The organism is Thermaerobacter sp. PB12/4term (assembly GCF_003403315.2).
Lineage (GTDB): Bacteria > Bacillota > Sulfobacillia > Thermaerobacterales > Thermaerobacteraceae > Thermaerobacter.
In genome coordinates, this window is sequence record NZ_CP048407.1 from 2,368,118 (window position 1) to 2,381,914 (window position 13,797).

The 13,797-nt window shown below is 70.4% G+C and carries 10 protein-coding genes and 1 riboswitch; of the genes, 2 read left to right on the forward strand and 8 right to left on the reverse strand.

Annotation, left to right across the window (positions count from 1 at the left end; genetic code table 11):
- Positions 1-33 precede the first annotated feature (33 nt).
- Together DYI95_RS12850 and DYI95_RS09910 are read right to left on the reverse strand one after the other, a co-directional pair.
- Positions 34-159, reverse strand: coding sequence for a hypothetical protein (locus DYI95_RS12850; RefSeq protein WP_256366245.1), 126 nt, complete (start codon positions 157-159; stop codon positions 34-36).
- 14 nt (positions 160-173) lie between these two features.
- Complete coding sequence (locus DYI95_RS09910) at positions 174-863, reverse strand: hypothetical protein (protein WP_243149745.1); 690 nt, start codon at positions 861-863, stop codon at positions 174-176.
- 328 nt (positions 864-1,191) lie between these two features.
- Here DYI95_RS09910 and DYI95_RS09915 point away from each other — a divergent pair, with 328 nt between their 5' ends.
- Positions 1,192-1,857 (forward strand): hypothetical protein, encoded by a 666-nt coding sequence (locus DYI95_RS09915; RefSeq protein WP_116899963.1) that lies wholly within the window; start codon positions 1,192-1,194, stop codon positions 1,855-1,857.
- Positions 1,858-1,921: 64 nt separating this feature from the next.
- Here the strand turns inward: DYI95_RS09915 and DYI95_RS09920 are convergent, their stop codons facing one another.
- The 6 genes from DYI95_RS09920 to DYI95_RS09945 all read right to left on the reverse strand — a co-directional run bounded on the left by DYI95_RS09920 (position 1,922) and on the right by DYI95_RS09945 (position 12,646).
- A complete protein-coding gene (locus DYI95_RS09920; protein ID WP_116899962.1) occupies positions 1,922-2,932 on the reverse strand; it encodes a ribonucleotide-diphosphate reductase subunit beta in 1,011 nt (336 codons plus the stop codon).
- 129 nt (positions 2,933-3,061) lie between these two features.
- On the reverse strand, positions 3,062-5,854 hold the full coding sequence (locus DYI95_RS09925) for a ribonucleoside-diphosphate reductase subunit alpha (protein ID WP_116899961.1): 2,793 nt from the start codon (positions 5,852-5,854) through the stop codon (positions 3,062-3,064).
- 193 nt (positions 5,855-6,047) lie between these two features.
- A riboswitch (cobalamin riboswitch) is annotated at positions 6,048-6,120 on the reverse strand.
- A 288-nt stretch (positions 6,121-6,408) separates the two neighbouring features.
- A complete protein-coding gene (locus DYI95_RS09930) occupies positions 6,409-7,155 on the reverse strand; it encodes a glycerophosphodiester phosphodiesterase family protein (protein WP_158556007.1) in 747 nt (248 codons plus the stop codon).
- Between the two features lie 204 nt (positions 7,156-7,359).
- Positions 7,360-9,006, reverse strand: a complete 1,647-nt coding sequence (locus tag DYI95_RS09935) for a bifunctional UDP-sugar hydrolase/5'-nucleotidase (protein ID WP_116899959.1) — start codon at positions 9,004-9,006, stop codon at positions 7,360-7,362.
- Between the two features lie 55 nt (positions 9,007-9,061).
- Positions 9,062-10,120 (reverse strand): HAD family hydrolase, encoded by a 1,059-nt coding sequence (locus DYI95_RS09940; RefSeq protein WP_116899958.1) that lies wholly within the window; start codon positions 10,118-10,120, stop codon positions 9,062-9,064.
- Between the two features lie 378 nt (positions 10,121-10,498).
- Positions 10,499-12,646, reverse strand: a complete 2,148-nt coding sequence (locus tag DYI95_RS09945) for an acetoacetate--CoA ligase (protein ID WP_116899957.1) — start codon at positions 12,644-12,646, stop codon at positions 10,499-10,501.
- 410 nt (positions 12,647-13,056) lie between these two features.
- Between DYI95_RS09945 and DYI95_RS09950 the strand changes: the two genes are divergently transcribed.
- The gene (locus tag DYI95_RS09950; RefSeq protein WP_116899956.1) at positions 13,057-13,611 is read left to right on the forward strand and encodes a YkvA family protein; all 555 of its coding nucleotides are present in this window, start codon (positions 13,057-13,059) and stop codon (positions 13,609-13,611) included.
- Positions 13,612-13,797: the final 186 nt, after the last annotated feature.

Consider the following 13,797-nt stretch of genomic DNA (forward strand, 5'->3'; position numbering starts at 1 on the left):
CCTTACCACGGCTTGATTCACCCCGTGGTTTCTTCAATACGGCCGCTCCAGTTGGTCTTGGACCAGGTGAAGCGGCCAGTCCACCGGCCAGAGGTCCACGGCATCACTGGCTTGCAAAAGATCCCATAAGAAGGGCAGGTGCTCCAACCCGACGGTCACCAGTACCCGCCGCCTCAGATGGCGAGTGCCGCTGTGGGTGCCGGCACGAAGCACGGAAGCGCAAACGTCCAGGATGTTTGCCGCCATGCGGAGGTTCCGCACTGACCAGGTACGAATCTCTTCCGTGGCGTCCAGCTGGAGTTGTAGCCGGTGCTTGGCCCGGATAAGGTCCATCCCCCCTGATCAAAGATGGCCCGCAGTCCCAGCTCGCGGCGCCCGATCCACTGGAGAAAGGTTTGGGTCACGTCCTGCCACGTCACCTCCGCGGCGGTCTGCCAGGCCGCCGGCACCGGCGGGCCGGCCACAGAGGCCAAGGGCATGCCCCCGCCGCCCACCGGCCGCGGCTCCGGCTTCGGATTACCAGGGTTCGCCGGGCCGGCTCGTTCGCTCGAACCGGCGTCCGGTTCGTCGGGGTAATCATCGACGGGGTGAAAAGGGATTCCCCTCTCACGGCACAGGGGCAAGATGAGCTGCCGGTACTCCACAGGCCCGCAGTAACCGGGGCGCGTGCCGCCCGCGGTCCGTTGCCAGTCGATGGGCCGCACCTCGCCACAGATGGCATCCGGCCCGAACGCAAGGATGATGCGACGGATCACCGTGAAGTCGTAATGGGCAAAGGCCGGCTCCAGGTGTAGCCGGTGTAAGGTGGGAAGTAGCGCCACGGTGATCCGTGGCCCCGCGGTCGCGGCCGGTGTGTCAGGCACGGTGCCACCTCCACGTACGGTCGATCACGCGAAGCGGGAAGCTGGTTTCAGTCTCGGCTGGGTCGACCGGCACCGCCGGTCCCTAAGTGTTCCTAAGTGTTTCGGGTAACACGCGACACCAAGATCACGGGTTGTGGCAAGAGGACCAGGGTAGCCGTCGCAGAACCGTTACCCCAAGACCACCACATCCGCACCGCCGCAAGACATCGTCACGCCCTTGCGTAACGCCCATGGCTGGGGCCGGCATTTCGGGCATCTCGTGGATGGCCGTGGCTTCGGCCGGAGCCGGTGGGCCACAGGAACTGGGCCCTCGAGTGGGGTGCGTCACATGTCGAACCGCACCGTGTGGCTGATTTCGCGGCTGATTTCGTGGTCGGTGCTCGCCTTCCTCCTCTTCACAGCGGCCGGTTGCGCGCAATCGGGGACCACGGAACGCCCGGCGGCTTCTGCCGCGGCCACCGGCCAGAACCAGGGCCAAACTGGCGACGCCGGCCCGACGTCCCTGGAGGAACCCGGACCCGCATCGCCAGAACCAGCCGGCGGGGGAGCCTCGTCCCCCGCCGGGGCCGACCTGATTTCGGTCGACGCCTTCTTGCGGGCCAACAAGGGAATCATCGCCTTCGTCTCCCAGGGGCTTTCGGACTGGTCGAGCGGGCTCAAGGAGCTCGGTATCTTGCCCATCAGCCTCGACGGCAGTCCTCTGGAACACGCCACCCCACCGGCGATTCACATCGACCCAGCGCTGACTCCGCCGAGGGACGAGAGTCACCTCCGCGTGGTTGCCACCCGGGTCACCACCCTGGGGGCGTACATCGCGCGCATCGATCTCCATCCGGATTCCATCGACGTCACCATCGTGCCGCAGGATGGGACGTTCCACGACGTCGAGATCGACTTGAACCGGTACAAGAACGGCCAGCGCGTTCCTGTCCGCTTCATCGTCACCGGCCCGTACCAGGAATTCCTGGTCGAAAAGGTGCCGGCACGGGAGTAGGCCACGCGCCGGCACCTGGGCCAAAGGTCTGAAACCGCTACCTCACGCCCCGGCAGCTCATCCCTCACCGGTTCCGGTCCGCCGCCACCTCGTAGTGGATGTTGCGCGCCTCGAAGAAGTTGACGATCTCCGGCACGTCCACCTCGGTGGCCATCCACTTGGCCGGGTTGGGCGTGCCGAAGTGGGGGCCCAGGCCGAGTTCGTCCAGGCGCCGGTCGGTCACGTACTCGACGTAGGCGTTGAGATAGTCGGCGCTGACGCCCAGGATGGGCCGCGGCAGCAGCGCGCGGTTGTAATCCCGCTCCAGCTCCACCGCCCGCAGGATCAGCCCCTTGACTTCCCGGGCGAACGCGGGCGTCATCAGCTCGGGGTGCTCTTCCAAGAGCGCGGTGATCAGGTGGATCCCGAAGGACAGGTGCAGGCTCTCGTCCTTGAGCACCCAATCGACCAGGGTCGCCAGGCCCTTGAGCAGGTTGCGACGCCGGAAGGTGTAGGCGAACAGGAACCCCCCGTAGAAGAACACGCCCTCCAGGACGATGTAGTAGCCGATCAGGTTGCGCAGAAACGCCTGCCGCCCCTCCAGGGTCGAGACGTCGGGCCGGACCAGCAGCTGGCGGGTCAGCTCCTGCTGGAACGCCTCCTTGGCGCGGATGGCCGGGACATCGCGGTGGGCGGCGAAGACCCGCTCGCGGTCGACGGGCAGGGTCTTGAGCACGTACTCGAAGGCCATGGTGTGGTTGGCCTCTTCCCAGATCTGCCGCGCCAGGTAGAGGCGGATCTCCGGCGGCGTGAGCAGCGGGTAGATGGACATCACCAGGTTGTGGGTGACCAGCGACTCCATCGGGTTGAAGAAGCCGAGCAGCAGCTCGACCGCCCGCCGCTCGTCGTCCGTCAGGCGCAGCTCCCAGTCGCGCACGTCGTCGGCCAGGGGGATCTCCTCGGGGAACCAGGTGTTGCGCTTGCCCTGCTGGGCGTGGGCGTAGGCCCAGGGATACCGCAGCGGGAAGAGCTGGATGGGCTCCAGGGGGTCGCCGCCCAGCAGGCGGTCGCCCGGCTGGCGCGTGGTGGATGCCATGGGGATCTCCTCCTTTGGAACGGATAATGGAACGGATGTGGGACCCGGCACCGGGTGTTCGGGGTCGGGGCGGGCCGGACCGGCACGGCCCGCTCTCGTCCCTAACCGGATTCCCGGTCCCTGGCCGGGTCACTGGCACGCCTCACAGATCAGGTCCGGGTCGTCGGGACGAACCCGGCAGGCCGCCGGCGCCTCGGAGGTGCCGAAGCGGGCACCACCGGATCCCGTCGGCAGCCCTGCTCTGTCTCCGTCCCCCCGAGCCCCGGCCGGCGTTGCTGGACCTTCCTGGTTTACGCCTTCCGGCGGCTGTAAGACGCCCGGCTGAACCGTGCCACTGGGCGCCCCGCCCTCCCCTTCGGGGCTGACGAGCGCGGGTAGCTCCACGGCGCCGTTCCGCACCGCCCGAGCATGTTGCGACCCGGCTTCCCAAGCGCCGGCTGTCGGGACGGCCCCGGACGGCCGTGGCCCACCGGTCGAAGCGGCTGGAGCCGGTTCGTCCAGGTTCCAGCGCAGCTTGCGGCGGGCCTTGTTCACCCGCACCGTCGAGGGCTCGGCGTACATCCGCGGCGCCATGAACAGGTAGTAGGTCGACTTCAGGCCCCGGCGCCACGCCTCCCGGTAGACCCGCTCCATGGCCTCCAGGTCGCGATCGGCCAGGAACAGGTTGCGGCTGATGCCCATGTCCACCCACTTCTGGGCCCGGGCCGCAATCTCCAGGTAGGCCTCGGGCGGTACCTGGTAGGCGGTGGGGTAGCGGCGCCGGAGGTCGGCGGGCAGCTCGGCGATGGCCTGCAGGTCGCCGCGTTCTTCCACGATGCGGTCCCGCACCGCCTCCCACAGCCCCCGCTGCCGCAGCTCCTCCACCAGCACCCGGTTGACCTCCAGGAACTTGCCCGAGAGGGTCTGCCGCGAGAAGACGTTGGAATAGGGCGGGTCGAGGCTGGGGGTGGTGCCGGCGATCAGGCTGATGGTGGCGGTGGGTGCCACCGCCAGCACGGCACCGTTGCGCATGCCCTGCCGGACGCGGGCCCGGACCCCCTCCCAGTCCAGCCGGGCGCTGCGATCCACGGTCACGGGCCGGCCGCGTTCCTCCTCCAGATCGGCCAGGGTGTCCAGCGGCACCTTGCCCCGGGCCCACCCGCTCTCGGCGAAGGCGGGGAAGCTACCCCGCTCCTCCGCCAGCCGGTGGGAGGCCAGGATGGCATGGTAGCTGATGAACTCCAGCACCCGGTCGGCCAGCTCGGCCGTCTCGGGGTCGGCGTAGCCCAGCCCCAGGCGGTTGACCGCCTCGGCGAAGCCCATCACCCCCAGCCCCACGGGCCGGTGGCGCAGGTTGGAGCGCCGCGCCTTCTCGATGGGATACAGGTTGAGGTCGATCACGTTGTCCAGACCCCGCATGGCGACCGCCACCGTGGCAGCCAGGGCCTCCCAATCGATGCCCGCCGGCCCCACGTGCCGGGCCAGGTTGACGCTAGCCAGGTTGCAGACGGCGACCTCGTCGGCGGTGGTGGGGAGGAAGATCTCCGTGCAAAGGTTGCTGGAGTGGATCACCCCCGGCAGCAGGGAGCGCGCGTTGCCCGCGTCCTTGAAGACCAGCCAGGGATGGGACGTCTCCTGCAGGGTAGCCAGGATCTCGCGGAAGAGCCCGCGGGCCTCGACCCGCTTCCAGGCGCGGGCGGGCAGCTCCCCGGCCTCGGCCTGGCGGACGCGGGCGGCGTAGGCGTCGCGGAAAGCCGCGCCGAAGCGCTCGGGCAGCTCCGGCACATAGGCCGGGTCGAACAGGTACCAGGGCTCGCCGGCCTCCACCCGCCGCAGGAACTCGTCGGGGATCCACAGCGCCGTGTTGACACTGTGGGCCCGGAGGTAGGGGTCGCCGGCGTTGCGCTTGAGATCCAGGAAGGCCTCGATCTCCAGATGCCACGGCTCCAGGTAGACGGCCAGGGTCCCCCGGCGCCGCCCGCCCTGGTTCACCGCCTTGATCAGGGCGTCGTAGAAGTGGACGAACGGGATCACGCCGGAAGACTCGCCGTTGATCCCCCGCACGGGCGACCCGGCCGCCCTGAGCCGCGTCACCGATGCCCCGATGCCGCCGGCGAACTTGGCCAGCAAGCCGAAGTCCCGGGCCGCCTCCAGGATGTGGTCCATGGAGTCGTGGACGTCGGCCAGGTAGCAGGACGAGAGCTGGTGGTGGGGCGTGCCGGCGTTGAACAGGGTGGGCGTGCTGGGCAGGTAGCGGAAGGTGGACATGGCGTGGTAGAACCGGCGGGCCCAGGCCTCCCGCTGGCCGGGTTCCTCCGCCAGGGCCAGGCCCATGGCGACCCGCATGAAGAGGAACTGGGGCGTCTCCAGCAGCCTGCGGCTCTCGGGCTCCCGCACCAGGTAGCGATCGGCCAGGGTGACCAGGCCGATGAAGGGCAGCGACTCGTCCCGCTCGGGGCGCAGGGCACCGGCCAGCTCGTCCAGGTCGAAAGCGAGCAAGCGCTCGTCCAGGGCGCCGCAGGCCACCCCGCGCCGGATGTAGGCGGGGAAGGCCGCCCGGTACCGCTCTGGGCCCGGCACCGGCTCGCCCAGCACCTGCCGGTACAGCTGGCGTAGCCGGGCCCGCACCGCCACCCGCTCGAACTCGGGATCGCGGTGCAGGTTCTGGGTGGCCGCCTGGACGAGCAGTTCCTCAAGGAAATCGCCGGTGCCCGCGGCACCCGTGGCGCTCGCAGCGCCGGCTGCACCGGCGGAAGCAGCAGCATCAGGGGCACCGGCGGCATCGGCGGCCGCATCGGCCAGCGCAGCAGCCGCCCCGTTGCCGGCCGGTGGGGCGCTCGGACCGGCGGGCGGTACGATCCAGGACAGGTCCTGGCGGAGGACGTGCTGCAGGCGATCCGCGTCAGGCAGGCCTGCGGTGAGCTCGCGGAGGATGGCGTCCACGGGGTTCCTCCCCTCTCCTCTGGCGGTTCCGCCCCCGGCCGGCGGCCGGCACGGAGGAGGAGAGGAACCGAACCCGGGCCGCGTTCCCCTGCCGCCCGCGGGCGCCCGGATGCAACAGGCGGCCCCGGAAGAACGCGGAGACACGCTCGGCCCGCCCTCACCCCTCCGCGGGGGCGGTACGGAAGCGCGATGTGGGTACTCGGGCTTCCGGCCGGCGGGGCCGGTTACCGTTGCGGGACAGCGCCGGACTTGCACCGGACTTCCCCCAGCGGGCTGCCGCGAGACCCCCCGTGAGGTGGGCGATCCCTCGCATGGCGGCAGCCACGCCCTGCCCTGTCGGACAGGCACCGCGCTGTGGCCCAGCGGCCAAGGCACCAAGGGAGCCAAGGGCCACGTGGCCACGTGCCAGATATGGAAGTTTGTCCGAGGGGATCATACTACATGTTGTGTTGGGCGGCAAAGCCGATGGGAGCCGGAGGGGACCCGCCTGCGCCCGGGGCGCCGCCCGCACGCCCCCGGGCGCGGGCGGGTTCCTCCGCACGGCCAGCGCCGCCCTAGCGGCGGGTCGCCACCAGTTGGCTCAGGGCCAGGGGATCATCGGATTGGATGATGTCCACGCCCCACCCCGCCAGCTCCCGCAGGGTGCCCGGGTTGGAGCCGAAGCTGTGCACGGCGATCCGGGCCCGGTGCAGCAAGTCCACCTCCCGGGGCGCCAGGTGCTCGGCATCGACGCAGAGGGCATCGGCGCCGGCCGACCGCACCACGCCCACGGGATCGATCAGCCGGGCCTGGCAGATGGCGCCCGTGATGATGTCGGGCGCCATCTCCTTGCACCAGCGCAGCACGTGATGGTCGAAGGAGAGCAGCATCACCTGGTCCTGCATGTCACGCTGGCGAACCAGCTCCACCACCCGCTCGCAGAGCAGGGCGGCGTCGGCGCCGTAGGGCTTGAGCTCGATTTGCAGGTAGACCCGTCCCCGGGCCCAGTCCAGAACCTCCGCCAGGGTGGGCACCCGCTCACCCCGGTAGCGGGCGCCAAACCAGGCGCCGGCGTCGAGCCGGCTCAGTTCATCCCACCGCCGGTCGCGTACCCGCCCGGTGCCGTTGGTGGTTCGTCCCAGCTCGGCGTCGTGGAGGACCACCACTTCGCCGTCGGCCGTCAGCTGCACGTCGAGCTCGACCATGTCCACGCCGGCCGCCACCGCCTGCCGGAAGGCGGAGAGGGTGTTCTCCGGGGCCCGGGCACGCCCGCCCCGGTGAGCACAGGTCAGCGGCCGCTGGCGCTCCAGCGCCTGATGCAACGCCGGCAGCCCTCGTTCCATGGGGTGTCCGACCAGCCTCCGCGCAAATTCCGCGGGCCGGCGGTAGTCCGCCGGCCCGATGTCACGACATGCCTGCTTCTTCCCTTGGCCTTCCGATCCACGTTCGCCGTGTTGGGCCCCCTGCCGGAGAAAAGCCGCTCTCGTGTACCCAGTGTAGCGGGGGCAGGCGGCGCCGGGAACCCCCTAGCGCAAGGTGATCCGGCCCTCCACCCGGGCGTTGAAGGGCTGGGGCAGCTGCTCAACGTAGCGCACCAGGGCGTCGATGTCCACCGGCCCCACCACCCGGTCCTGGCCCTCGGTGAACACGCTGAAGTTGTCGCCCCCGGCGGCGAGGAAGCTGTTGGCCGTGACGGTGTAGCGGGCGTTCAGATCCAGGGGCTGCCCGCCGATGCGGATGTCCGCCGGGTCCACCCGGTCGCCCACCGGCCTGCGGGGATCCCAGCTGTAGTCCAGGCCCGACACCTGCAAGATGCGGGGATAGGGCTGGTTGAGCCACTGCTGCTCCAGCAGCCGCTCGATCTGGGCGCCGGTCAGGGTCATCTTCACCAGGTCGTTGCCGAAGGGCTGGACCTCGTAGAGCTCGCCCCAGGTCACCTCGCCGGCGGCGATGTCGGCCCGGATGCCGCCCGGGTTCATGAAGGCCACCTGGGTGCCCATGGCCCAGCGCTGGGCGTCGGCAATCAGGTTGCCCAGTTCCGACTCGCCCGCCGGCGTCTGCTGGCGGGTGATGTCGTCGGCGGCGGTGCCCACGACCCGGTTGATGATGGGCTCCACCTGCTCCTCCGCCCGGGCGACCAGGCGGGCGATCTGCTTGTCGGGCTCGGTGCCCGGCGGCACGTCGGCGTAGGTGTCGACGATCCGCGCTCGCTTGTCGATCACGTCGCCCGTGGCCCGATCCAGCACCAGGTCGACGTCGGCGAAGGCGGTGCCGCTGGAATAGGCCTGGGTGACCAGCTTGCCGTCGATGATGCCCCAGTAGCCCCGGTGGGTGTGGCCCGAAAGGACCACGTCCACCTCATCGTCCATGGCCTCGACGATGGGCACGATGGCGCCTGAGATGGGCCCGCCGCGGCGGTCGCCCTCGCCGCCCTGGTGCAGCAGCACGATGATGGTCTCGACGCCCTGGCGCTTCAGTTCGGCCACGTAGCGGTTGACGCTCTCCGCCTCATCCAGGAAGCGCACGCCCGCCACGCCCGTCGGGGTCACGATGGTGGGCGTCTCCTTCAACGTGACGCCGATGAAGCCCACCGGAATGCCCCGCACCCTCACCATGGCGTAGGGCGGGAAGAGGGGCTCCCCCGTCTTGGCGTCGACCACGTTGGCGGTCAGGTACTGGAACTTGGCTCCTTCAAAGCAACCCGTGACGGGGTGGCAGCCGCCCTCCTGCAGCCGCTTGAGCTCCGCCACCCCCTCATCGAACTCGTGGTTGCCGACGGCGCTGACCAGGAGGTGCATTCGGTTCAGGGCCTCGATGGTCGGTTCGTCCTGGAGCAGGGCCGAGACCGGCGGGCTGGCCCCCACCAGGTCGCCGACCCCCACCCGCAGGGTGGTGAACCCGTCCTTCTTGGCCTCCTCCTCCCAGCGGTCCCAGTAGGCCGCCAGCACCGCGGCGCCGCCGATGGGCCGCCCGCCCAGGGTACGGGACTGCAGCGCCCCGTGGAAGTCGTTGATGGCCAGCAGCTGCAGGCGCACGGTGCGGCTCCCCGCGCCCTCCGCCGAGGTGACGGCGGGAGAGACCAGCAAGAGCACCAAGACCACCGGCAGCAGCCATGCCGGCAGCCGGCCCACCCGGCGCACGCCGGCACGGATCCACCCCTTCATCCGCCGCATGCGCGCAACCCCCTTCGCACCGGTTCTCAACCTGGTTGCCTGGCCGCGTCACCGGTCAACCCCGCTGGCGGGAACGAGCCCTCACCAACGACCTCACGGGGAAACGGGTGGACAGGCTCGCCAGCGCTTCCTCAAGGGAGCGGGCGCATCTCCAGCCCGGCCCCCGGAAGCGGGTGAACAAGCCGTACCGGTCGATCAAGAGCGGTCGCACCCCCATCTCCAGGACGGGCAGGATGTCATTGAGCAGGTTGTCGCCGATGGCCACCATGGCGCTGCGCGGGATTCCCGTCTGCCGCTCCAGCAGGGGGATGATCCGGCGCCAACCCCGCGGTTTCTCCGCTTCACTGAAGCGATAGGTGAAGGCTTGCTCCAGTCCCAGGTGCCGCAGCATGTTTTCCGCGTGCTCGCGGCCCGCGTTGGTGACCAGGACACGAACGGGCTCTTCCCCCCGGCCAAAGAAGGCGTGCCGGTGATAGGACTCGGGCGGTGGCAGGGTGACCCGTGACCGCGTCTCGGCCATGGCCGCCACACAGTCCTCCATGGTCAGGCCACCGCGCAGGGCGGCGGCGGTGATCAGGGTCCAGGCGTCGCCGAGGGTCAGGTAGCGGTCCCCCGCGCCCACGTGCCCGCCGGGCCGGGCGGGTTGCCACGGCCGGCGCACCGCACCGTCCCAGGAGCAGGCGGTGCCCGGTGCCAGCAACGGGTGCCCCAGCAGGGTGTCGGTTTCGCGATCGTAAATCATGCCCAGCCGGAGGCGGCGGTTGAGCGGGGCCAGCGGAAAGGCGTCCCTCAGGAAGGGGCTTCGCTTCTGCACGGGCAGGCGCGCGGCCAGGGCACGGGCGTAAGCGGTGGTATAGAGAAGGTCGTCATACAGGGTGCCGTCCAGGTCGAAGATCACCAGCCGGACCTTGTCGCCGTCCCCCCGCGCGGTGGCCAGCGGGGACGGGGGCCTGGTTCGACGCCCTTCAGCCCTCGGGGCCGTCCTGCGGTGGCTCGCCGTGATCTGGGCGATGGTGGCCACGTTCACCAGCGCCATGTTGCCCGCAGCCTGTCGCCTGGCCCGGGCCAAGGCCTGCAGTGCGGGTTGTTCTTGTTCGACCCGGCTATCCGCCATGCCACTCGCCGCTCCTTTCGCCGGTCGCCGGGGAGAGCCGTGGGGCAGCCTGCCGCGACCGGGGGTCTTCCCCGTTCCGTCCTCTTTCAGGGTAGCGCGGCGAGCGTCCGCTCAGGTTAAAGGCACTTCGAGGCTTCGCTAAGGCTTTGTGAACGTTGCTCGCGTAGGCGCCGCTAGCTTGCGGGCGCTTCCTGCCCCTCCTGCCCGGGGCGGCGCCCACGGCCTAGGCGATCCCATCGGGTGCCCCGGCTGGCCGCCCCGGGCCGGTCACCCGGGGCCGTCCGAGGCAAGCAATGGATCGAGGGGGATCCGGGGCGGCAACGCCGCCCCGGATCCCGTCGTGGACGCCGATGGGCGCAGCCGGCCGGTCGCCAGCCGCTAGCGCCCTTCCGCTCCTCCCGCCTGCAGGCGCCGGGCGAATTCCTCAAAGAACCGTAGCGAGCCGGGGTTGCTCATCGAATCCGGGTTCACCGCCTTCTCCCGCGGCACGCCCATCAGGATCCGCTTGATCGGCACCTCCAGCTTCTTGCCGTTGAGGGTGCGGGGCACCTCGGGGACGGCCACGATGTCATCGGGCACGTGACGGGGCGAGAGGCTCTCCCGGATGCGCTGCTTGATGCGATTCCGCAGGGCGTCATCCAGTTCCACCCCTTCCCGCAGCACGACGAACAGGGGCATGTAGGGCCCGCGGCCGGGCAGTTCCAGGTCGATCACCAGGCTGTCGAGGATCTCGGGGATGTCCTCCACCACCCGGTAGATCTCGCTGGTTCCCATGCGGACACCCTGGCGGTTGATGGTGGAGTCGGAACGGCCGTAGATGACGACGGTACCGCGGCGGGTGATCTTCACCCAGTCGCCATGGCGCCAGGTGCCGGGGAACATCTCGAAGTAGCTCTCCCGGTACCGCTTCCCCTCCGGATCGTTCCAGAAGAAGAGCGGCATGGAGGGCATGGGCTGGGTGATCACCAGCTCCCCGACCTGGTCCACCACGGGCCGGCCCTCCTCATCGAAGGCCTGCACATCCGCACCCAGACAGCGGCACTGGATCTCGCCGGCATGCACCGGCAGCAGCGGGCAGCCGCCCACGAAGGCGGTGCAGAGGTCGGTGCCGCCGCTGACCGAGGCCACCCAGAGGTCCTTCTTGACGTGCTCGTAAAGCCACTGGAACCCTTCGGGAGAGAGGGGTGAGCCGGTGGAACCCACGCTCCGCAGGGCGCTCAGATCCAGCTCCCGGCCCGGTTCGATCCCGGCCTTCATGCAGGCGGTGACGTAGGCGGCGCTGGTGCCGAACAGTTTCATCCCCGTGGCCTCGGCAAAGCGCCAGAGGGCATACATGTCGGGATAGCCCGGGCTGCCGTCGTAGAGCAAAACCGTCGCCCCCACCAGCAGGCCGCTGACGAGGTAGTTCCACATCATCCAGCCCGTGGTGGTGAACCAGAAGAACCGGTCCCCCGGCCCCAGGTCGCTGTGCAGGGCCAGCATCTTGAGGTGCTCCAAGAGGATCCCGCCGTGGCCCTGGACGATGGGCTTGGGCAGGCCGGTGGTGCCCGAGCTGTAGAGGATCCACAACGGCTGGTCGAAGGGTACCTGCTCGAAGGTCAGGGGCCCGCCCTGGCGGAGCAGGTCGGACCAGGGCAGGGTTCGTCCGGGGAAGAACCCGGCCCCGCCGCCATCCCCGGCGGGGCCGCTACCCTGTCCCGCCGGGACCGGGCCGGCGACGGCCGCCATCCCGCCGGCGACCGCCCGGCCGGCCCCCTCACCCAGGTACGGCACCAGCACCGTCGCCTCCAGGGACGGCAGCTGCCGCTGGAGTTCCGCCACCACCGGCCGCCGGTCGTAATCCCGGCCGTTGTAGCGGTACCCGTCAACGGCAAACAGGATCTTCGGCTCGATCTGGCGGAAGCGGTCGGCCACGCTGGGCGCACCGAAATCGGGCGAGCAGCTGGACCAGATGGCCCCCAGGCTGGCGGTGGCCAGGAAGGCGATCAGGGCTTCGGGGATGTTGGGCAGGTAGGCCACTACCCGGTCGCCCGGCCGCACTCCCAGCTCCCGCAACCCGCTGGCCACCGCCGCCATCTGCTGGATCAGGTCCGACCACGTCAACATGCTCAGAGGGCGCAGTTCGGACTGGTAGATCACCGCCGGGTCCTGGGGATCCACCACCGGCCGGGCGGGCGCGCTCCCGTCTCCGCCTGGCGTTCCCTGTCCGCCTGCCCTGGCGGTCGCGGCCCGCAAGGCATGCTGGGCGTAGTTGAGGCGCGCGCCCACAAACCACTGGGCGCCCGGCATCTCCCGCCGGCCCAGCACGCTGGCGTAGGGGGCCGACGCCTCGATGCCGAAGTAGTCCCAGAGGCTGCTCCAGAATCCTTCCAAATCCCGCACGGACCACTGCCACAGGGCTTCGTAGGTCGGAAAGGCCAGTCCCCGTTGCCGGGCCAGCCAGTCCATGTAACGGCGCATGCGGGAACGCTGCTGCAGTTCCTCGGGAGGCGACCAGAGCAGGGTGCCCTCGCTGACCGCCGCCATGACCCAACCCCCCATTGCCGGGCGGGCGACCCGCCCCCTGCATTCCTCGCCGGTTTGCCGGGACCGGTTCGCCGGGCGATGCACGCTGCCCGGCAAGCCGGGTCCGGTTGGACAAAGGAGATGATAAGCTCGGAAAACGATAGGACGGCGGGCACAAGCCCCGACACGCCAGGTCCCAAAGACCTGTACCATTACGAAAGGGGTTCGCAACACCAGGCGGGGACACCTGCCGGGTCCGGCCGGCGGCTGGCGGACCCGCTCGGGGAGCGGAACCGCTCCGGACAACGGCTGGCCAATTCCCGCGTACAGCGGTAAACAGACGTTAAGCGAAGGTTGGCGAAGCCTGAGTCCCGAGGCGCCGGGCGGTCTGGCCCGGCCACCGTCGGGAGGCGAAAGGAGGGGCCGCCGCCATGGTCTCCGAGCCGGCCACCCCAGGCCACCGCCCCCGCTCGACGGGCGCGGAGGCCCTGCGGGGGGAACGCTGGCGTCGCCTGCGGCAGCTGGCCGGCCGCCTGCCCCAGTACGCGCAGCTGGCCCGCCTCATCCTGGCCCTGAACCGGCGGAACGGGGTCCCCGGTGGCGGGCGTGCCCGCCGGCTGGTTCTGGCGGGCCTCGCCTACCTCCTGGCACCCCTCGACCCGCTGCCGGGCTTTGTCCCCGTGCTGGGCCAGCTGGACGACCTGCTGGTGGCGCTCTTCACCCTGCGCCTGGCCCTGCGGTCCCTGCCCGCGCCCGTTCGCTCCTCCCTGCTGCGGCAGGCAGGGCTCGACAGCGCCACCGTGGAACACGACTGGCGCCTGGTCTGGGGCCTCTCCCGCGATCTGGTGGCCGCCACAGGGCGCGGTGCTTGGCGGCTGGGACGCGGCGGGGCCCGCGTTGTCGCCCGGCTGGGTCTTCACGCCGGGGCCCGGCTGGCCCGCCGCCTGCGGGCCCGCCTGTCTCGCCGCTCCCGGGCCAGGCCGTGATGCCGGCCCGTGGCGGGCCGGCATCACGGCCTGGCCGGCCTGAACGGCACCCAGAACCAGGGGCAGGCCCCCTAGACTCCATCGCATGGACCCTCTCGTGCTCCACCCCGGGGATGGGTCCACAGGGTCCACAGGGTCCATAAGGGCTCATCAGAGTACCATCCGGAGCCCAAGGCGGCCGGAGCC